The following is a 19,212-nucleotide window of genomic DNA, read 5'->3' on the forward strand; positions in this document are numbered from 1 at the left end:
GTCGCGGCGTTGTCGGGCGCGGTCGCCGCGGCCTCCGCACCGCTTGCGGCCTCGGGCTCCGCATCCGTGGCCTCGGGCTCCGCGCCGCTCGCGGTCTCGGGCGCCGTTCCGCCCTCGCCGCCCGTCGCCGTCCCCGCGTCCTCTCGGTCGGCCTTCGGCTCCGCTGCTCCGGTCTCGGCACCGTCCGGAAGCGCCGTGTCGCTCTCGGCACGGTCCGGCTCCGCGTCCGTTGCCGGGTCGGATCGGGATCCGTCCGGTCCGCTCCGCGGCCCCGGGACCGCCGGAGTCGGGGCGGTGTCGGGTTGGGTCCCGGCCGCCGCCTCGTCGCCCTTGGGCGGTTGTGTCATGGTGTCCCCCATCCCGGACAGACGTGACTGCGGTGGTGGAACCCGGCCGACCGGCGGGCCGCCCGGGGCTGGCGTGCCTGCTGAGTGTGGCGGAAGAGCATAGTGGGGCCGACGCGGCCAGAGTAACCTGCCGCCGCGAGCCCGTCGGGGCACCGGGCCGGTCGGACGACACCACCGGTGGCCCCGCCGGGAGGCCCACGTCAACCCGCCGGCCCAGCCCGTAGGCTGTCGCCGACGAAGCCCGAGACCGAGGAGATCTCTAGCCATGCAGAAGTGGGAGTACGCCACGGTGCCACTGCTGGTGCACGCGACCAAGCAGATCCTCGACAACTGGGGTGAGGACGGCTGGGAGCTGGTGGCCGTGGTGCCCGGACCGAACCCGGAGCAGCTTGTCGCCTACCTCAAGCGGGCCAAGTCGTGACCACGGGTCCGCACGGCAAACTCGCCGAACTGGGGTTGACCCTGCCCGAGGTCGTGCCGCCGCTGGCCGCGTACGTGCCCGCCGTGCAGTCCGGGCGCCTGGTGTACGTCTCCGGCCAGCTGCCGATGGTGGACGGCAAGCTCCTGGCCACCGGCAAGGTCGGGGCGGGGATCTCCGCCGAGCAGGCGAAGGACCTGGCCGCCCGGTGCGCCCTCAACGCGCTGGCCGCGATCGACGCCCTGGTGGGGCTGGAGAGCGTGGTGAAGATCGTCAAGGTGACCGGGTTCGTGGCCTCGGCGGAGGGGTTCACCGGGCAGCCGGGCGTGGTGAACGGCGCCTCCGAGCTCTTCGGGACCGTCTTCGGCGAGGCGGGACGGCACGCCCGTAGCGCGGTCGGGGTCGCCGAACTGCCCCTCGGCGCACCGGTCGAGATCGAGGTCATCGTCGAGGTGGCCTGAGCCCGGGCCGCTGTCAGGTGCCGGTCGTACCATCTCAGCCATGACCGGGCATGTGACCGCGCCGGCGGCGGCCCTGGCCGACCAGCTCCCGAGCTGGGTGACGCTGGTCCGGGCCCCCAACCCGGGTCCGATGACCCTGGAGGGCACCAACACCTGGGTGCTGGGGGTCCCGGGCGCGGCCGGAGTGGTGGTCGTCGATCCCGGCCCGCTCGACGAGGCACACCTGGCGGCGGTGGCGGCACGGGGGCCGGTCGCCGGGGTGCTGCTGACCCACGGCCACCCCGACCACGCCGAGGGGCTGGACCGGTTCCTGGCGTTGACCGGCGCGGAACGGCTCGTCGTCGGCCCCGACCGGTCCGCGGTCGAGGTCGCGGGCCTGACGGTCCGACCGCTGGTCACCCCGGGCCACACCGCCGACTCGCTCTGCTTTCTGATCGAGGCGAACGGCGAGCGGGCGGTCTGCACCGGGGACACGATCCTCGGCCGGGGCACCACCGTGGTCGCCCACCCCGACGGCGACCTCGGGGACTATCTCGACAGCCTGACCACGCTGACGACGTACGACCGGATTCCGGCGCTGCCGGGGCACGGCCCGGCGCTGGCCGACTGCGGCGCCGCGGCACGGTTCTACCTGGCGCACCGACGGGCCCGGCTCGACCAGGTCCGGCAGGCGGTGGCGGCCGGGGCGAGCACCCCCGCCGAGGTCGTGGCGGCGGTCTACGCGGACGTCGACCCCGTGCTCTGGCCGGCGGCCGAGTGGTCGGTCCGGGCCCAGCTCGCCTATCTCGAGCGGGAGCGGCGTGAAACCAGTCACCCGAACCGGGAATCTGGCCCGGGGGCCGGTGGGTTGGACCCAGCGTGACCTGCCCGGTGTGTGGAACCGTCGCCGTACCCGGTGCGCGGTTCTGCCACAACTGCGGAGTCGCGCTCCCCGCCGCCGCCACCCTTCCGGAGGCGGAGCGGCGGGTGGTAACGGTCCTTTTCGGCGATCTGTCTGATTTTACCTCCTGGTCCGAGGACCTGGACCCGGAACGGGTCAGCGCGGTCACCGACCGGGTCCTCGCCGCGCTCGCCGGCGCCGTCAAGACCTTCGGCGGCCACGTCGACAAGTTGACCGGCGACGGGATCATGGCCGTCTTCGGCGCCCCGGTCGCCCACGAGGACGACGCCGAGCGGGCGGTCCGGGCCGCGCTGTCGATGCAGCGCGCGGTGCGGCGGGTCCTCGACGACGAGCGGGGCGGCGGCGCCCCACTCGGGCTGCGGGTCGGGCTCAACACCGGCGACGTCGTCGCCGGCATCCAGGCCTCCATCGAGTACACCGTCATCGGCGACACCGTGAACACCGCCGCGCGGCTGGCCGACGCCGCCGCCGTCGGCGCGGTCTACGCCGGCGCCCGGACCGCGGCGGCGACCCGGCGGGTCGCCTCCTGGCGGCAGCTCCGCCCGCTACGGCTCAAGGGCAAGCGGGAGCCGGTCGAGGCGTACGAGCTGCTGGGTCTGCTGGACGCCCCGGGCACCCGCTCCGGCCTCGGTGACGAGGCGCCGTTCGTCGGTCGGGAAACCGAGATCGGCCGGATCGCCGGCCGGCTCGCCGAGGTCATCGACCAGGGCCAGCCCCGGGTGCTGCTGATGACCGCCGAGGCGGGGATCGGCAAGAGCCGGTTCGCCGCCGAGGTCGAGCGACTGGCCGCCGGCTACGAGGTCGGCGCCGGCCGGTACGCGACCCACACCGGTGCCCGGGTCCTCTCGGTGAAGTGCGCCGCGTTCGGGGAGCGGCGCCGGCTCGCCCCGCTGGCCGACCTGGTCCGCGCCGCGGTGGGTCTGCCCGACGGCCCGGCCAGCGCGCTCACCCGGCCGGTGGTCGAGGAGCGGCTGCGCCGGCTCGGCCAGCGGCTCGCCCGGCACCGGCCTGACCCGCCGCCGGTCGCCGTCGACCTGCTGCTGGCCCTGCTCGGTTACGCCGAGCTGCCCCCGGCCACCGGCACCGTGCCGGCCGGCCCGGCCGAGTGGTCGGCCAACGAGGCCGCCCCGGCCGCCGACGCGATCCCCGGCGCCGTCGCCGAGCTGCTCAGCGCGCTCGCGGCGGAGACACCGCTGACCGTGATCGTCGACGACCTGCACAACGCCACCCCGGAGACCGTGGACGCGCTCGGGGTGACGCTTTCCCGGCTCACCGGGCCGGTGCTGGTGCTGCTGCTCGGCCGGCCCGAGCTGGTCCGGGCGGCCGGCGCGCTGACCCGGGTCGCCGACGCCGAGGTGCACGCGCTGCCGCCGTTGCGCGGTGCCGACGCGGCCCGGCTGCTCACCGCGTACCTCGGCGGTGGACGGCTGCCCCAGGCCGACGTGGACCGGCTGCTCGCCACCGCCCAGGGCAACCCGTTCTACCTCGCCGAGCTGGTCACCCTGCTGATGGAGCGGGGAGCGCTCACCACCGTGCTGGAGCCGTCCCGCCCGGTCGACCCGACGAGGTCCGGGCTGCCGGGGGCGACCCCCCGACCGTCGACCGGGTCGGGCCGCCGACCGGGCGGCGCGGAGGCCGGGACGCCGGGGGTCGGTCCGGGGCCCGGCACGCCCTGGCGGCTGGTGCCCGGCTCGCTCGGCAGCCGGCTGCTTTCCCGGGACCTCGCCGCGGTGCTGGCGGCCCGGATCGACGCGCTGCCTCCCGACGCCCGGGCCGCACTGCGGGACGCGGCGGTGGTGGGGGACACGGTGCCGGCCGGGGCGTTGGAGATGCTGCGGGAACGCCGGGCCGGCCGGGAGGGCCGGCCGGCCGCGGTCGTCGCGGTAGAACTCGAACGTGCCGTGGAGGAGCTGCTCCAGCGGCGCATGCTGCACCGCAACCGGGACGGCTACCTCTTCGCCACCCCGCTGATGCGGGAGGCGGCGTACGCCGGGATCGGTAAGGCCGACCTCGCCGATCGACACGCCGCCCTCGCCGAGTGGGCGGCGCCGGACACCGCCGGCCAGTCCGACCGGAACGGTCAGCTCGGCGCGGGGCCGGCCAGGATGTCCGAGCCGGACCGGGACGCCTTCATCGCCGAGCACGCCGAGCGCGCCGCCGCGCTCGCCGACGAGATCAACCTGCCCTCCGACGCGCCGGCCCGGCGGATCGGACCGGTTGGGGTGGCGGCGCTCACCCGCTCCGCCCGCCGGGCCCTCGCCGCCGGTGAGCCGGCGCTCGCCGTCGAGTACGCCGAGCGGGCTGCCCGGCTCGCCGGTGACGTGGTGCCCGGCGACGCCCGGCTGGTGCACGCCCGGGCGCTGCTCCAGGTGGGGCGGCCCGCCGACGCGCTCGCCCTGGCCGAGAAGATCTGCGTCGACGCCGGGGACGACGTCGCCGTACGCGCCGGGGCACTGCTGGTGCTCGGTCAGGCGTACCAGGCGCAGGGCAACCAGGCCCAGGCGGTGGACGCGTGGCAGGAGGCGCTGCGGGTGGCGACCGAGGCCGAGCTCCCCGGTCCCCGGGCCTCGGCGATGCGCCGGCTGGGGATGGTGGACTTCGTCGCCGGCCGGTTGAGCCAGGCGAGCAGCCGGTTCGCCGGGGCGTACCAGGTCAACCTCGCCGCCAACGACCCGCGCGGCCAGGCCTGGTCGTTGCAGAACCTGGCCTGGGTGACCACCACCCGGGGCGACTTCGCCGGCACGGACGCCGTACTCGACCGGGCGAGCCAGCTCTTCGCCGAGATCGACGACCCGGTGGGTGAGGCGTGGGTTCGTGGCACCAGCGCCTTCGCCCGGCTCCTCGCCGGTCAGCTCGGCGAGGCCCGCCGGCTGGCCCGGGTCTTCCTGCCGTTCGGCGAGCGGGTCGGGGAGGCGTGGGCGGTGGGCACGCTCCGGGCGGTCGAGGCGTTCGCCGCCGCCGAGCTGGGCGAGCTGGCCGAGGCCGACCGGGAGGCGCGGCGGGCGTACCGGGACTTCGCCGCGGTCTCGGACGACTGGGGGCGCGGCTTCGCACTGGTCGTCCGGGGGGCGGTGGCGCGCGGGCTGGGCGAGCCGGAGCACGCCACCGACCTGCTGACCGACGCCCTCGGGTACGCCCGGCGGACCTCGCATCCGCTGCTCACCGGGTTGGCCGGCACGCTGCGTGGGCTGGTGGCGCTGGAGCGGGGGGACCCGGCCGCGGCCGCCCGGGACGCCGAGGCCGTGTTGGCGGCCGTGGAGTCCCAGACCCCGCTGGTGTTGGTGCAGCTCGGCCCGCAGCTGCTGCTCGCCGCGAGCCGGCTGGCCGAGGGGAACGCGTCGGACGCGGTACGTCTGCTCGACCCGATCGTCGCGGCCGACGCGCCACCGTCGGTGCTCTTCTCCCGCCGCCATGCCCTGGCGCGGTACGCCGCCGCGCTGCTGGCCGACGGGCAGGTGGCGGCGGCACTGGAGTGGGCCCGGCGGGCGCTCGAGGCCCCCGGGGAGGACATTCGCAGCCGGGTGATCGCCACGGAGGTGCTTGCCGAGGCGTTGGCCGCCGCCAGGCAGCCGGTGGAGGCCTGTGCCGCGGCCCAGGAGGCGGTCCGGTTGGCGTACGCGACGCAGCAGATCAGCGAGCGGGCCGGCGCGGAGCGGCTGCGGGTCCGGCTCGCCGCCGGGGCGCCGCCGGAAACCGAGGCACTGGTTGGGGACGGTGCGCGGCCGGAGGGTGCGGTCGGGGTGCCTGGCGAGGCGTCGGCGTCGGCCGAGGGGGTCGACGCCGACGGGTTGACGTCGGGCTCGGGTGAGCCGGGCGGAGCGGTGATTGTCCGGCAGCGTTCCGGTGCGGTGGAGCCGCGGCGCGGCGTGCTGGACGAGGTGCGGGCCGCCGGTGGTACGGGCTCGTTCGAGCTGGGGGATTCCGCGCAGCCCGGTCAGGCGCTAGCCTGAATCTCTTCCGTCCATAGCGGACGGGGCCGGCTCGGAGGATCCGCCCCATGAAACTGCCCCGCACGGTCGCCGCCTGGACGATCGCGGTCTTCGGCGGGTTGGCCCTGCTGCTCGGCGCCGTGGGCCTGATCAGTCCGGAGGCCGTGCTGGGGATGCTCGGCTTCGAGGTCCTCGCGCCGGACGAGCGGGCGGTCGGGGACTACACCAGGACCTTCGTGATCGCGTCGTCGATGGCCTCGTTCAACATGGGGGTCTACTACCTCCTCGCCGCGGCCACGGAGTGGCGACCGTTCTTCCGGTTCACCGTGGTTTTCCGGCTGGTCACCTTCGCCGTCTTCACCACCGCGGTGCTGACCGGGGTGGCGCCGGCGGGGTTCTTCGGCGTGGCGCTCTGGGAGGGGCTCGGGGCCGTCGCCACCGGGGTCGGGTTGTGGCTCGACCGGCGTCGAAATGGCAACCAGCCGGTAACAGCCAGCGGTGCGGGGGGTCGAACCGTCTGAGGTCTTCGGTATTTTCGATGCTGTGACCGAGACTCCACGAGGCGCCCTGCCTTTGCCCGTCGTGCCCGGTCTGACAGATCTGAACGTCATTGCCCGGGGTGGCTACGCCACCGTCTTCCGGGCCATCCAACAATCCGTCGGCCGCCAGGTCGCGGTCAAGGTGGAGAACCGCACGCTCGACAACGAACGCGACCAGCGCCGGTTTCTCCGTGAGGCGCGGGCGGCAGCTCAGATGTCGTCCCACCCCCACGTGGTCGACCTCTTCGACGTCGGAGTCACCGAGGATCAGCACCCGTACCTGATCATGGAGCTCTGCGACGGGTCGTACGCGGACCGCATGCGAACCTCGCCGCTGACCGCCGCCGAGGCGCGCGACGTCGGCGTCAAGATCGCCGACGCGCTCGCCGACGCCCACCAGCTTGGGGTGCTGCACCGGGACGTCAAGCCGGGCAACATCCTCTACTCCCGGTTTAACGACGCCACGCTGGCCGACTTCGGGCTGGCCGTGCTGGCCGAGGTTCGGGATCCCGCGGTCACCCTGGAGGCGCTCACCCCGGCGTACGCGCCGCCGGAGGTGTTCCGCCACAGCCCGCCCTCCCCGGCGGTCGACGTGTACGCGCTCTGCGCGACCCTCTACGCGGTGATGCACGGGAAGCCGCCGCGGTGGAAGGCCGACCGGAACCCGGGGTTGCTCACCCTGATGGAACTGTTCGCCGAGCCGATCCCCGAGCTGCCGGGAGTGCCGACGAGCCTGCTGGACCTGCTCCGCCACGGGATGGCCAACGACCCGGCGGACCGGCCCACCGCGGCGCAACTGCGCGACCTGCTCGCGGCGGTCTCGCTCGACAGCCCCGACACCGGCGTCCCGCCGATCTCCCCCGCGACCACGGCCGTGCCGGTCTCACCGGGACCGGTCCCGCCCGCACCGGTCTCCGGTGGTCCTGCGGCGCCCGTTTCCGGCGTGCCCGCCACCGTTCCGGCAGCGCCCGTGCCCGGCGCGCCGGGCGAGGCGAGGCCCGACGACGTCACCGAGCCGGTGGGCGTCTCCGGATCGGCGGTGCCGGGCGCCGTCGGGGTCGGCCCGCCCCGCGCCCCCGCTCCGGGCGCCCCGGTCTCCGGGGCGCCGGTGTCCGGCGGCGCACCACCCGCCGTCTACCTCTCCCGTTCCTACACCGCGCCGCAGCCGCGATCCGGCACGCCGTACGCCGATCTGCACCCGACGGTGCGAAACCGTTCCCAGCGCCGCCCCCTCTACTGGTTTCTCGGCGGCCTCGGCGCCCTCGTCCTGCTGGCCGCGCTCGCCGGCGGTTCCTGGTACGCCGCCAGCCGGGCCGCCCCGAACCCGTCTCCGAGCGGCGGGGGACGCAACACCAGCGTTCCGGCGAGCCCCGGTGTCAGCCGGGCCGTTCCGGCGGGCGCGCTGCGTGGCTGCGTGGTGCCGCTCCCCGCGGGAGCGCGCTGTCCGGCCGAGCTGGAATGCTTCGGCCCGGTCGTCGTCCGCCTGGGCCGGGCGGAGGCGGAGATGGTGCCGTGCACCGGACGGCACACCTGGGAGGCGTACGCCGAGGGAGATCTGCCGGCCGGGACCGACCCGACCGACCACGCCGCGGTACGGGCCGACCCGACCGTCCGGGAGGTCTGCAGCCCGCAGGTGTTTCACCTGACCACCCTGCTGATCAGCCTGGACGGATGGCGGTTCGAGGTGCTGCCGCCGGCGGCCGACTCGCCCGACCGGACCTTCCGGTGCCTGGCGGGCCGGGGCGTCGACGGCCTCTCCGGACCCACCCTCGCGGCCGGCTGAGCCCGCGGTCGGTGCACCGCGCTTCCGGGACTCCGCCGCGCCGCTGGTCGCGCTGATCGACCACCAGACTGGACGGTGGCGGCTACGCTGAGTGCTCGCGTTCCTCCGTGGAGGCCGAGGATGAGCGACCAGTCACGCCGTGACCGGATCCAGCAGGTCACCAGGACGCTGGCGGTTGTCGCCACACTGGTGCTCGCCGTCGGGGCGGGCTGCGACAGCCGGAGCACCTCGGAGCTTCCCTCCGTCCAGGACAAGCTCCGGGAGTCACACATCTTCGGCCAGAGCAAGCTGAAGATCGGTGTGGCCAAGTACGAGCCGCTGATGGGTGTGCTGGAAGACGGCGAGTTCGTGGGCTTCGACATCGAGATCGCCCGCTACATCGCGGCCTCGCTCGGGTACGCCGGCGACGACCGGATCGAGTTCATCCAGCTCGCCACCGAGGACCGGGTGCCCGCCCTGCAGAGCGGCCGGGTCGACATCGTGGTGGCGAGCTTCTCGATGACGGAGGAGCGCGAGAAGCTGGTCAGCTTCGCCGGACCGTACTTCGTGACGACGCAGGAGGTGATGATCCCGGTCACGATGCGGGACCGGATCCGGACCATTGAGGACCTGCGTCGCCCCGAGCACCGGATCTGCACCAGCGGCGGCTCGACCACCGAGGCCGAGCTGGAACGGCACCAGGTCAAGGCGCGGGTGGTCAAGACCGTGGAGGACTGCGTGAAGGGCATCCTGGCCGGCCGGTACGACGCGGTCAGCTCGGATGAGACGATCCTCGCCGGTTTCCGCTCGCGGTATCCGACGCAGCTCGGGATCGTCGACATGCCGTCTACGCGCCGGTGCGGTGCCGGTACCAACGACGTTCAGGCGGATGTCACGAACAGTACCCGGACAGGCCGTTGACGCTCATTTGCGCGGATAGTACGTTGTGCGCTACTTCGCGGGGTGCGAAGCCGATGGATGGCTCACTCGACGAGAGGCAGGTCAACGCAGCATGGACGATCCGGTGGAAGAGATCGAGGAGGCTCTCGACGACCTCGAGGACGCGTTGGAGGAGATCGGCCTCGACGTCGAACTCGACGGCGAGTGATCCCGGCGGGGTGATCACCTGATGGTCGGTCACCCCGCTCTCCCGTGCTGGGCCGGGTCTCCGGATCCGGCCCAGGCGATGTCCACAGGAGACGGTACTCCATCCCGCGGCCGTTCGGGGTTCGGGCCGACCCGGCCACCGGTCCGGCGACGCGGCTACCGGTGCGCCGGCCTCCGCTGCGCGAGGGCCACCCCGCCGAGCACCAGCAGCATCCCGCCGAGCATCGTCGGGGTGGTCGGCTCGTCGACGACGAGCGCCCCGAGGAGCACCGCGACGACCGGGAGCAGGTACGTGGTGGTCGAGGCCGCCGTGGGACCCTCGTCGGCTACCAGCCGGTAGTGCAGCAGGTACGCGACGCCGGTGCCGAGGATTCCGAGGATGGCCAGGCTCACCACCGCGTCGGCCCGCCAGACCGGCGGGGTCAGCCCGGCGACCGGTACGGCGAGCAGCGCGAGCCCGGCACCCGCGGCGAGCTGGCTCGCCGCGAGCATGAGCGGTGGGGTTCCCCGGTTGGTCAGGAAGCGTCCCATGTAGACGTAGCTGACGCCGTAGCTGGCGGAGGCGACGAGGCAGGCCAGTCCGCCCCAGCTCGTGATGTCGCCCGCCGACCGCCAGGGCGAGAAGATCAGGAGGGTTCCGGCGAAGCCGAGCGCGATGCCGAGGCCGCGGCGGACGCTGGTGACCCGGTCGGTGCCGGCCAGGAACGCGGTGAGGAGCGTCCAGACCGGCGTGGTGGCGTTGAGCACCCCGGCGACGTTCGACCCGACCGTCCGTTGACCGAGGCCGAACAGCGTGTACGGGATGACGGTGGCCAGCAGGGCGGCCACGCACAGGTGCACCCAGACGCGGCGCCCCGCCGGCGGACGGAGGCCCCGGGCCAGCGCGACCGGCATCAGCACGGCCGTGCCGAGGACGAGGCGGACGACGACGATCTGTACCGGCGTGAAGCCGCGCAGCGACAGCTTGATCCAGAGGAAGCCGGAGCCCCAGAGCAGGGCGAGCAGCCCGAGCCTGACCACACTGCCCCAACCCAACCGGTCTCCCCTCGCCCGGCGGTGCCGGCCCCGCCGTCACGATCTTTGATCGTAGTGGTGGGGAGTGGCGCGGGCCCCGGTCGCACCGCCGCCCGGGTCGGCTACGGACCCGCGGGTGCGTCGCCGCGTCGGCGGGCGGGTACGCCACCGCCGACCGGACCCGCGCGGACCGGTCGGCGGAGTGGCGAAGGACGCTGGGACGTGGCCGGTCAGACCCGGGCGCGCCGGGCCAACCGCTCCGGGTCGAGGATGATGATGCTCTTGCCGTCCAGTCGCAGCCAGCCGCGCGAGGCGAAGTCGGCGAGCGCCTTGTTGACGGTCTCCCGGGAGGCGCCGACGAGCTGGGCGATCTCCTCCTGGGTGAGGTCGTGGGTGACCCGGAGTACTCCGCCGTCCCGGGTGCCGAACCGGCCCGCCATCTGGAGCAGGTTCTTCGCCACCCGACCCGGTACGTCGGTGAAGATCAGGTCGGCCAGGTTGTCGTTGGTCCGGCGCAGCCGACGGGCCAGCACCCGCAGCAGCTGCTCGGCGATCTCCGGCCGGTTGTTCAGCCACGGCCGTAGCGCCTGCTTGCGCAACCGGGCGAGCCGGGTGTCGATCACCGCGGTCGCGGTCGCCGTACGCGGGCCCGGGTCGAAGAGCGACAATTCGCCTACCATGTCCGACGGGCCCATCACGGCGATCAGGTTCTGCCGACCGTCGGCGGCACGTCGACCAACCTTGATCTTGCCGCTCAGCACAATATAAAGGCTGTCGCCCGGCTCGCCCTCGTTGAAGACGACCTCGCCCTTGCGGAACTCGACCGTCTCCATCTCCTTCGCGAGCGCCTCGGCAGCCTCCGGGTCGACACCCTGGAAGATTCCGCTGCGGGCCAGTACCTCGTCCATCGCGCACCTCCGCCTACGCGGGCCGTCGCCCCGGCCGAATCCCGGTCGGTGATCCGCCGCGCGCCGCCAAGTCTAGGCGCATGTGAAGAGTAATCGGAGCCGCACCCCTGGAATCTTGATCTGTGGCGGGTCGGCACCCGCGCCATTGACCAGCGATTACGTCCCGTTCGGCCCGACCTGTCACCGACCGGGAAGCTCGGAGCGCCCCCGGCGTGGGGCGGGCGCGTCGGGAATCGACATTGACCAACGTCGGTGTCCCGTCCGATTGTGGCGGTCGACACGCGGAGGCACGGCGGGAGGGACGCGCGGAGGCGACGGTGGGGTGGATGGGCCGGTCTCGTAGGGTCGGGCCGTGTGGTCCGAACCGGTGCTGACCACCCGCTTCGAGGAGGGGTGGGAGATCCCCGTCCTGGTGTGGCGGCTCGCCACCCCGGCGCTGGCGATCAGTTCCGGCCCGCTCGGCGGCGGGATCGGCGTACGCCACTGGGTGCTGAACGCGACCGTGCCGATGACGTACCGGCGGGACGACCCGGACGTCCACCTGAGTGAGCTGGCCGACCGGCTCGACCTGCGCGGACCCGGCGTCGGGCTGCTGACCGGCGTCGACGTGGCGGAGGTGGTGACCGCGAGCGACACCGGAGTCCGGGTCTGGGCCACCGTCGGGCTCGGTGCCCCGATCTGGGCGGCCGCCCCGGCCACCCCGGTCGACGTCGCCGACCCCCCGACCGAGGCCGGCACCGGCGGATCGACGCCGTCGCCCCGCCCGGACGAACCGGCCCGGCCGGTGGGCACGGTCAACATCGTGGCCCGGCTGCCGGTACGGCTCAGCGAGGCCGCCCTGGTCAACGCCGTCGCCACGATCACCGAGGCGAAGGCGCAGGCGCTCAGGGAACTGGGCCTGCCCGCCACCGGCACCGCCACCGACGCGGTCACCGTGCTCTGCCCGCCCGACGGCCCCGCCGCCCCGTACGGCGGCCCGCGCTCGCGCTGGGGCGCGCCCCTGGCCCGGGCAGCCTGTCAGGCGGTCCGGGTCGGTGGCGCCACGCCCTGCGTACCCTGGTCGGACCAGCCAGCCCGGGCCGGCACCGCCCGCCCGTGAGGGTGGCCGCACGGTGCGCGGCGAGCGCTGCCGGCGGCACCCGGCACCAGCCACCCCGAGCCCGGATTGCGGCACCTGCCGGATCGGAGGTGGCATTCCGGCCTGACGGGTGTCGCCCCGAATGCCCGGTCCAGGTACTGTCTGCGGGCGATGTATGACAACGATCCGACCATGCCGACGTCCCGCCGCCCGGCGCGGCGCTCCCGCCGACAGACCCCGCTGGTGGTCATCGCGGTACTGGCGGTGCTCCTCGGCGCCGGCGTGGCCGGCGTGGCGTTCGTCGACATGACGGGCGACGAGGCGTCCGGGCCGACGACCGCCGCCACCGATCCTTCCGGCTCCGCCGCGCCCTCGCCCAGCGGCGAGTCGAAACCGAAGGTGATCTCGATGTCCGCCACCGGGGACATCGTGATGGGCAACGCGCCCAACCGGTTGCCGGCGAACGGCGGCAAGGGCTTCTTCGACTCGGTCAAGAAGGCGCTCGCCGCCGACCTCGTGATGGGCAACCTGGAGGAGCCGCTGACCGACGACACCGGCACCTCCAAGTGCGGCGCCAACTCGACCCGCTGCTTCCAGTTCCGTGCCCCGCCGTCGTACGCCGCCCACCTGGCCGACGCCGGGTTCGAGCTGCTCAACCAGGCCAACAACCACGGGTACGACTACGGCGAGGCCGGCTACGAGAACACCCAGAAGGCGCTGGAGAAGTACGACCTGCTGCACACCGGCGCGCCGGACCAGATCACCGTGGTTGACGTCGAGGGCGTCAAGGTGGCGGTCGCCGGCTTCTCATCGTACCCCTGGTCGAACAGCCTGATCGACATCAGTGCGGCGAAGAAGGTCATCCAGAAGGCGAGCACCATGGCGGACCTGGTCGTGGTGCAGGTGCACATGGGTGGCGAGGGTTCCGACAAGACCCGGGTACGCCCCGGCACCGAGATGTTCCTCGGCGAGAACCGGGGTGACCCGATCAAGTTCTCCCACGCCATGATCGACGCGGGTGCGGACCTGATCGTCGGGCACGGGCCGCACGTGCTCCGGGGACTGGAGTTCTACAAGGGCCGGCTGATCGCGTACAGCCTCGGCAACTTCGCCGGCGGCGGAAACACGCTCAGCAACAACGGGCGGCTCGGCTGGGGCGCCATCCTCAAGGTGTCACTCGCGGCCGACGGGACCTGGGTCGGCGGAGAACTCATCTCCACGTACATGAACGACGCGGGGAAGCCGACCATGGACCGGCAGAAGCGGGCCCTGGGGCTGGCCCGGGAGCTGTCCGAGGCGGACTTCCCGAAAACCGGCGCCCGGTTCTCGGCCGACGGGAAGATCTCGCCGCCCGACGACGAGACCTGACGACGACGCGTCGGTGCCGGGCGGCTGACGGGCCGCCCGGACCGGCCGGGCGACGGATCGGCGGTGTCCCGGCCGGCCGGGACACGCCGGCAGGGCCGGGAACGGCGGGCCCGGAGGCCGGGCGTGGCGGGCGGTCCCGGCGCGGCGACGTAGGCTGGCCGGCGTGAGCACGACAGACGATTCGGTCGCCCGCGGCGCCGCGGTGGTCGGCGGCAGGGCGGCCCGGGTCGGCTCGCCGCCGTCGCGGCGTACCGTCGAATCCGATCTCGGGCGCAAGCGGCGGGCCCGGCGGATCGGGCGGCTGCTGGCCGAGACCCATCCCGACGCCCACTGCGAGCTCAACCACGAGGGACCGCTGCAACTCGCGGTCGCCACCATCCTCTCGGCCCAGTGCACCGACCAGCGGGTCAACGAGGTGACGCCGAAACTCTTCGCCCGGTACCCGACCGCCGCCGACTACGCCGGCGCCGACCGGGCAGAGCTGGAGGAGATGATCCGGCCGACCGGGTTCTTCCGAAACAAGGCGAATGCGTTGATCAGGCTCGGGCAGGATCTGGTCGAGCGGTACGACGGCCAGGTGCCGGGCAGGTTGGTCGACCTGGTGACCCTGCCGGGGATCGGCCGCAAGACCGCGAACGTGATCCTCGGCAACGCCTTCGGCGTTCCGGGGATCACCGTCGACACCCACTTCCAGCGGCTGGTCCGGCGCTGGGCCTGGACCACCGAGACCGACCCGGTCAAGATCGAACACGCGGTCGGTGCGCTCTTCGAACGGCGTGACTGGACCATGCTGTCGCATCGGGTGATCTTCCACGGACGCCGGGTCTGCCACGCCCGCAAGCCCGCCTGTGGTGCCTGCACGCTGGCGCGGTTCTGCCCCTCGTACGGCACCGGGCCCACCGACCCGGTCACCGCGGCGAAGCTGCTCAAGGGGCCCCGGGCCCGGGAGCTCGCCTCCCAGGCCGGGCTCGACCCCGCACTCGTGCCGGCGAAGGCCGTTGCCGTGGACGACGTGCCGTGAGCCGTCGACCCGCGTACGGTCGCCGGACCGATCGCCGACCGGGCCGGCTCCTGCTGCTCGGTGGAGCGCTCGTCGCCGCGCTGCTGCTCACCACCGGCTGTCCGGGCGCCGACCCGCCGGCCCCGGGATCCGCCGCAGCCACCGAGGACGGCCCGACGACCGGATTCGCCGACTGCACCACGCTGACCGCGCCCCCGACCACGCGGTCGTCGGGGCCGGACGGGAGCCCCGGGCCGGAGCGGCGCATCACGCCGGACGGCAGCGTCGCGCCGCCGGCCGGCGGGACGACCGCGTCCGAGAACGCCCGGCCGGCAACCGGCGGGGACGGTCCGGGCGGTGGCGCCACCCCGCCGACGACCGTCGGAAGCACCGGACCGACCGAGGTCACGCCGGTGCGGTCCCTGCCGACGCTGTCCCTGCGTTGCCTCGTCGGCGACACCGAGATCCAGGTGGGTGCGTTGCGGGGTCCCGCCGTGATTAACCTCTGGGCGTCCTGGTGCCCGCCGTGCCGCAAGGAGTTGCCGGCGTTTCAGCGCCTCTTCGCGCGGGCCAACGGAGCGGTGGGCGTGATCGGCGTGAACACCCGGGACGACCGGGCCGCGGCACGGTCGATCGGTGAGGACCTCGGCCTCCGCTTCCCCAGCCTCTTCGACCCCGACCAGCGACTGTTGCGCCACGCCGCGCGCCCGCTCCTGCCGGTCACCTTCTTCGTGGACGCGCAGGGCCGGATCCGGCACCAGGACCAGACGGGTGCGCTCGATGACGCGAAACTCGCCCGCCTGGTGCGGGAACATCTGGGGGTGACGGTGCCGTCGTGACCGAGCGCCACCTTCCCACCTGGTGCGAGCCCCTGCTCGCCCGGGTCCGGTCGGCCCGGGCCGAGGACTTCACCCGGATCCGTACCCCGCGTAGCGGCGGGCGGCCCAGCGCCGTCCTCGTCCTGCTCGGCGAGGATACGGCGTACGGGCCGGACGTGTTGATCATGCAGCGGGCCGCCACGCTCCGGAACCATGCCGGTCAGCCCGCCTTCCCCGGTGGGGCCTGCGACCCGGGTGACGCGGATGCGGCGGCGACCGCCCTGCGAGAGGCGTACGAGGAGGTCGGGCTCGACCCCCGGAGCGTCACCGTCCTGGCCGAGCTGCCCCGGCTGTGGATTCCGGTCAGCAACTTCGTGGTCACCCCGGTGCTGGCCTGGTGGCACCGCCCCCATCCGGTGCATCCCCGGGAACCCGCCGAGGTGGCGCACGTGGTCCGGCTCCCCGTTGCCGAACTGGTCGATCCGGCCAACCGTGTCCGGGTACGTCACCCCAGCGGCTGGATCGGGCCCGCCTTCCAGGTGCGCGGCATGTTGGTCTGGGGGTTCACCGCCGGAGTGCTGGCGGCCCTGCTGGAGATGGCGGGGTGGGCCCGGCCCTGGTCGCCGGACCGGGTGCTGGACCTGCCACCGACGACCGGTGCGACGGCAGCGGTGGCCGGCGCCGAGCCGAGCGGTCCGGCGTCGTCGGTGACCGGCGGCGGAACGCCGACCGGCTCGGGGACGTCGGCGACCGGCGTGGAGGCACCGACCGGCACCTCGCACTGACCGGCGTCGCGACACCGACCGGCACCTCGGGCCGGCGGGTGGCGACACCGTCCGGCAGACCGGCTCCGGGAACGGTCGGGCGTCCGCGTCGCCGTCCGTGCCCGGCGGGCCGGGCGGTTCCGGGCCGGCTGGCTCGCGGCTGGGTGAACTCCCAGTTTTCCCCCGTACCCTGAACGGGTGTCGGTGGTGGATGTCGTCCTGATCCTGCTCATGCTGCTGTTCGCGATCAGCGGATATCGGCAGGGCTTCGTCATCGGGCTGCTCTCCTTCACCGGGTTCTTCGGCGGCGCGCTGGTCGGGCTGCAGATCGCCCCGTTCCTTGCCGAGCGGTTCTCCAGCGGCGCGCTCCGGGTCGTGGTGGCCCTGGTCGCGGTCTTCGGGCTGGCGGTCCTGGGCCAGGCCGCCGCCGGCTGGCTCGGCTCACACCTGCGACACGCGATCAGCAGCAGGACCGGCCGCACCCTGGACGACATCGGCGGCGCCATCGTCTCGATGCTCGCCGTACTGCTGGTGGCGTGGCTGGTCGCCGTACCCCTGGCCTCCTCCTCGCTTCCCTGGCTGAACAGCGCCGTACGCAACAGCGCGCTGCTCGGCGTGGTGGACCGGAGCCTGCCGCCGCAGGCCGAGGCCCTGTCCCGGGCACTGCGGGACGCGGTCGACACCAACGGCTTCCCGGAGGTCTTCGGCGGGCTCGCACCGACCCGGTCCCGCGAGGTGGCGTCGCCTGATCCGGCGCTGGCCGGTTCGCAGGTGGTGGTGAACGGTCGGCGCTCCGTGGTCAAGGTTCTGGGGAACGCGCCCAGTTGCTCCCGGCGGATCGAAGGCTCCGGCTTCGTCTACGCCCAGGAACGGGTGATGACGAACGCGCACGTCGTCGCCGGCACCCGCAGTGTCGCGATCGAGGTGAACGGCGACCGGTACAACGCCCGGGTGGTCGTCTACGACCCGGACCGGGACCTCGCGGTGCTCTACGTACCCGACCTGTCGGCGCCGGCCATGCCGTTCGCGACGCGCCGGGCGGCGGTCGAGGACGACGCCATCGTGCTCGGGTTTCCGCTGGACGGACCGTACAACGCGCAGCCGGCCCGGATTCGTGACGTCGGCGAGATCCCAGGCCCGAACATCTACGAGTCGGGGCGGGTGGTCCGGGAGATCTACACGATCCGGGGCCTGGTCCGCAGCGGCAACTCGGGTGGGCCGCTGGTGGCCCCGGACGGCAAGGTGCTCGGGGTGATCTTCGCGGCGGCGGCCGACGACCGTAACACCGGGTTCGCGGTGACCGCCGACGAGGCTCGCCCGGCCGCGGCGGCCGGGCTGGACCGGACCCGGGCAACCAGCACCGGCGCCTGCACCTGAGCGGACACGCCGGTACTCGTTCCAACCCGCCGGCGCCGGGCGGTGCCCGGCGAGGTCAGTCGGTCGGGCGCCGGCCGAGGCGGCGGACCGCGAGGGTGGTGCCGACGACCACGAGGATCACGAGGCCGCCTCCGGCGGCCAGACCGGACAGCCGACTCCGGTCGGTCGCCGGCTCCGCGGTCCAGGTGGCCGAGCGACCGGAGGCCGCGGTGCCGACCTCGCCCCGCCGGTCGTCCGCGTGCTCCGTGGTCGACTCGTAACCGGGCGCGGCGCCGAAGCCGGCGACGCCCGGCGGCGCCGCGCCGTCGTCGAGCGGGTTGCGATCGACGGCCGAGACCTCGCCGTTCAACGCGGCGACCGGATCGACGACACCGAAGCCGAACAGGTCGTCCCGACCGGGGGCTCCGATGTCCCGGGCGGTGCTGATCAACCGGTTGACCACGTCGGCGGCGGACATCTCGGGCCAGTGCGAGCGGACCAGCGCGGCGGCGGCGGCCACCAGCGGCGCGGCGAAGCTCGTCCCCTGGATCCGCCAGAACCCGCCGGGTCGGGCGCCGGTCAGGCCGGTCGCCGGGGCCGAGAGGACGGTCTCCGGGCCGGTGATCGCCCCGGACCAGAGAGCGTCGCTCTGCCGCTCAAGCCCGGTCACGGCGACAACTCCCGGCTCTCGCGCCGGATACCAGACACCCGTGCCGGACGACGAGCCGATGTTGCCGGTGCAGGCGACCACCACCACGTCCCGGGCGAAGGCGTAGTCGAGCGCGGCGGCCAGCGCGGGACTGTCGCCGGTGCCGCCGAGAGACAGGTTCACCACCCGGGCACCGTTGTCCACCGCCCACCGGACACCCTTCGCGACGATCAGGGCGTCGTCGTAGCGGTTCTCCTCGTCGAGAACCCGGACGGGCAGGATCTTGGCCTGGGGAGCGAGCCCGACCACGCCCCGGCTGTCGTCGCCGCGACCGGCGATCAGCCCGGCCACCGTGGTGCCGTGTCCGACCGGATCGTTCCAGCCGTTACCCACCCCCGCGACCAGGTCGATGCCGGGCAGGACCTGCCCGGCGAGGTCGGCGTGGCTGGCGTCCACCCCGGAGTCGATGACCGCGACTATCACGCCCTTGCCGGTCGACACCCGCCAGGCGTCCCTGGCGTGGAACAGGTCCAACTGCCACTGCTCGTCGCGGATGGCGTCGGTCCTGACGGGTAGCTCGACGGGCCGCACCGGCACGGCGGCGGGGTGCGACGGCGCGGCGACGACCGCCGGAGCTGGGCCGGCCAGCGATGCGACGATCCCCACCGTGGCGAGCACCGCCGTCCCGGCGAGCCGGGCGGCAACACGGTGGTGTTGATGCGGCAGCCTGGTCACAGCCTCGCCATTTCACCCCGCGGGACACATGATGCACGGAGGTTACCCCGTTTCACCC

Annotated in this window: 15 protein-coding genes and 2 pseudogenes; 14 read left to right on the plus strand and 3 right to left on the minus strand. The window is 73.9% G+C overall.

What is annotated here, in order from left to right; all coding sequences use genetic code 11:
* Positions 1 to 612 precede the first annotated feature (612 nt).
* The 8 genes and pseudogenes from EF879_RS22485 to EF879_RS22520 all read left to right on the plus strand — a co-directional run bounded on the left by EF879_RS22485 (position 613) and on the right by EF879_RS22520 (position 9,278).
* Complete coding sequence (locus tag EF879_RS22485) at positions 613 to 768, plus strand: DUF4177 domain-containing protein (RefSeq protein WP_123561824.1); 156 nt, start codon at positions 613 to 615, stop codon at positions 766 to 768.
* Positions 765 to 1,226 carry a RidA family protein gene (locus EF879_RS22490; protein ID WP_123561826.1) on the plus strand — a complete coding sequence of 154 codons (462 nt, stop codon included), beginning with the start codon at positions 765 to 767 and terminating at the stop codon, positions 1,224 to 1,226. Before EF879_RS22485 ends, EF879_RS22490 begins: the two co-directional genes overlap by 4 nt.
* Positions 1,227 to 1,266: 40 nt before the next feature.
* Positions 1,267 to 2,088: an MBL fold metallo-hydrolase gene (locus tag EF879_RS22495; RefSeq protein WP_123561828.1), complete on the plus strand. Its 822-nt coding sequence runs from the start codon at positions 1,267 to 1,269 to the stop codon at positions 2,086 to 2,088.
* Positions 2,085 to 3,659: pseudogene (locus EF879_RS28885) on the plus strand (adenylate/guanylate cyclase domain-containing protein); the annotation flags it as partial. The gene EF879_RS22495 and the pseudogene EF879_RS28885, both read left to right, overlap by 4 nt.
* A 126-nt stretch (positions 3,660 to 3,785) precedes the next feature.
* A pseudogene (locus EF879_RS28890) lies at positions 3,786 to 5,804 on the plus strand (adenylate/guanylate cyclase domain-containing protein); the annotation flags it as partial.
* A gap of 320 nt (positions 5,805 to 6,124) precedes the next feature.
* Positions 6,125 to 6,577, plus strand: coding sequence for a hypothetical protein (locus EF879_RS22510; RefSeq protein ID WP_123561830.1), 453 nt, complete (start codon positions 6,125 to 6,127; stop codon positions 6,575 to 6,577).
* A 61-nt stretch (positions 6,578 to 6,638) separates the two neighbouring features.
* The gene (locus tag EF879_RS22515; protein WP_199736571.1) at positions 6,639 to 8,378 is read left to right on the plus strand and encodes a serine/threonine-protein kinase; all 1,740 of its coding nucleotides are present in this window, start codon (positions 6,639 to 6,641) and stop codon (positions 8,376 to 8,378) included.
* Positions 8,379 to 8,498: 120 nt separating this feature from the next.
* Positions 8,499 to 9,278, plus strand: a complete 780-nt coding sequence (locus EF879_RS22520) for a transporter substrate-binding domain-containing protein (protein WP_123561834.1) — start codon at positions 8,499 to 8,501, stop codon at positions 9,276 to 9,278.
* A gap of 342 nt (positions 9,279 to 9,620) precedes the next feature.
* Here EF879_RS22520 and EF879_RS22525 read toward each other — a convergent pair whose 3' ends face one another.
* Positions 9,621 to 10,499 (minus strand): DMT family transporter, encoded by an 879-nt coding sequence (locus tag EF879_RS22525; protein WP_123561836.1) that lies wholly within the window; start codon positions 10,497 to 10,499, stop codon positions 9,621 to 9,623.
* Between the two features lie 209 nt (positions 10,500 to 10,708).
* Entirely contained in the window at positions 10,709 to 11,386 is a 678-nt protein-coding gene (locus EF879_RS22530) for a Crp/Fnr family transcriptional regulator (protein WP_123561838.1), read from the minus strand.
* 352 nt (positions 11,387 to 11,738) lie between these two features.
* On the opposite strand from EF879_RS22530, the gene EF879_RS22535 reads away from it, so the two are divergent.
* The 6 genes from EF879_RS22535 (at position 11,739) to EF879_RS22560 (ending at position 17,791) form a co-directional block, all read left to right on the plus strand.
* Positions 11,739 to 12,485, plus strand: a complete 747-nt coding sequence (locus tag EF879_RS22535; protein ID WP_123561839.1) for an adenosylcobinamide amidohydrolase — start codon at positions 11,739 to 11,741, stop codon at positions 12,483 to 12,485.
* 285 nt (positions 12,486 to 12,770) lie between these two features.
* Positions 12,771 to 13,832, plus strand: a complete 1,062-nt coding sequence (locus tag EF879_RS22540) for a CapA family protein (protein ID WP_123562030.1) — start codon at positions 12,771 to 12,773, stop codon at positions 13,830 to 13,832.
* 202 nt (positions 13,833 to 14,034) lie between these two features.
* Entirely contained in the window at positions 14,035 to 14,853 is an 819-nt protein-coding gene (nth, locus tag EF879_RS22545) for an endonuclease III (RefSeq protein ID WP_123562032.1), read from the plus strand.
* 50 nt (positions 14,854 to 14,903) lie between these two features.
* Positions 14,904 to 15,671 (plus strand): redoxin domain-containing protein, encoded by a 768-nt coding sequence (locus EF879_RS22550; RefSeq protein ID WP_370375547.1) that lies wholly within the window; start codon positions 14,904 to 14,906, stop codon positions 15,669 to 15,671.
* Entirely contained in the window at positions 15,668 to 16,435 is a 768-nt protein-coding gene (locus EF879_RS22555) for a CoA pyrophosphatase (RefSeq protein WP_123561841.1), read from the plus strand. Before EF879_RS22550 ends, EF879_RS22555 begins: the two co-directional genes overlap by 4 nt.
* Before the next feature lie 177 nt (positions 16,436 to 16,612).
* Positions 16,613 to 17,791, plus strand: coding sequence for a MarP family serine protease (locus tag EF879_RS22560; protein ID WP_123561843.1), 1,179 nt, complete (start codon positions 16,613 to 16,615; stop codon positions 17,789 to 17,791).
* 55 nt (positions 17,792 to 17,846) lie between these two features.
* Here EF879_RS22560 and mycP read toward each other — a convergent pair whose 3' ends face one another.
* The gene (mycP, locus tag EF879_RS22565; protein ID WP_370375548.1) at positions 17,847 to 19,145 is read right to left on the minus strand and encodes a type VII secretion-associated serine protease mycosin; all 1,299 of its coding nucleotides are present in this window, start codon (positions 19,143 to 19,145) and stop codon (positions 17,847 to 17,849) included.
* Between the last annotated feature and the right edge of the window lie 67 nt (positions 19,146 to 19,212).

Source organism: Micromonospora sp. HM5-17, from assembly GCF_003762835.1.
Classification (GTDB): domain Bacteria; phylum Actinomycetota; class Actinomycetes; order Mycobacteriales; family Micromonosporaceae; genus Plantactinospora.

Coding starts and splice junctions, on each gene's coding strand:
- EF879_RS22485 (WP_123561824.1), top strand. CDS start 613: ATGCAGAAGTGGGAGTACGCCACGGTGCCACTGCTGGTGCACGCGACC.
- EF879_RS22495 (WP_123561828.1), top strand. CDS start 1,267: ATGACCGGGCATGTGACCGCGCCGGCGGCGGCCCTGGCCGACCAGCTC.
- EF879_RS22510 (WP_123561830.1), top strand. CDS start 6,125: ATGAAACTGCCCCGCACGGTCGCCGCCTGGACGATCGCGGTCTTCGGC.
- EF879_RS22520 (WP_123561834.1), top strand. CDS start 8,499: ATGAGCGACCAGTCACGCCGTGACCGGATCCAGCAGGTCACCAGGACG.
- EF879_RS22530 (WP_123561838.1), bottom strand. CDS start 11,386: ATGGACGAGGTACTGGCCCGCAGCGGAATCTTCCAGGGTGTCGACCCG.
- EF879_RS22540 (WP_123562030.1), top strand. CDS start 12,771: ATGACGGGCGACGAGGCGTCCGGGCCGACGACCGCCGCCACCGATCCT.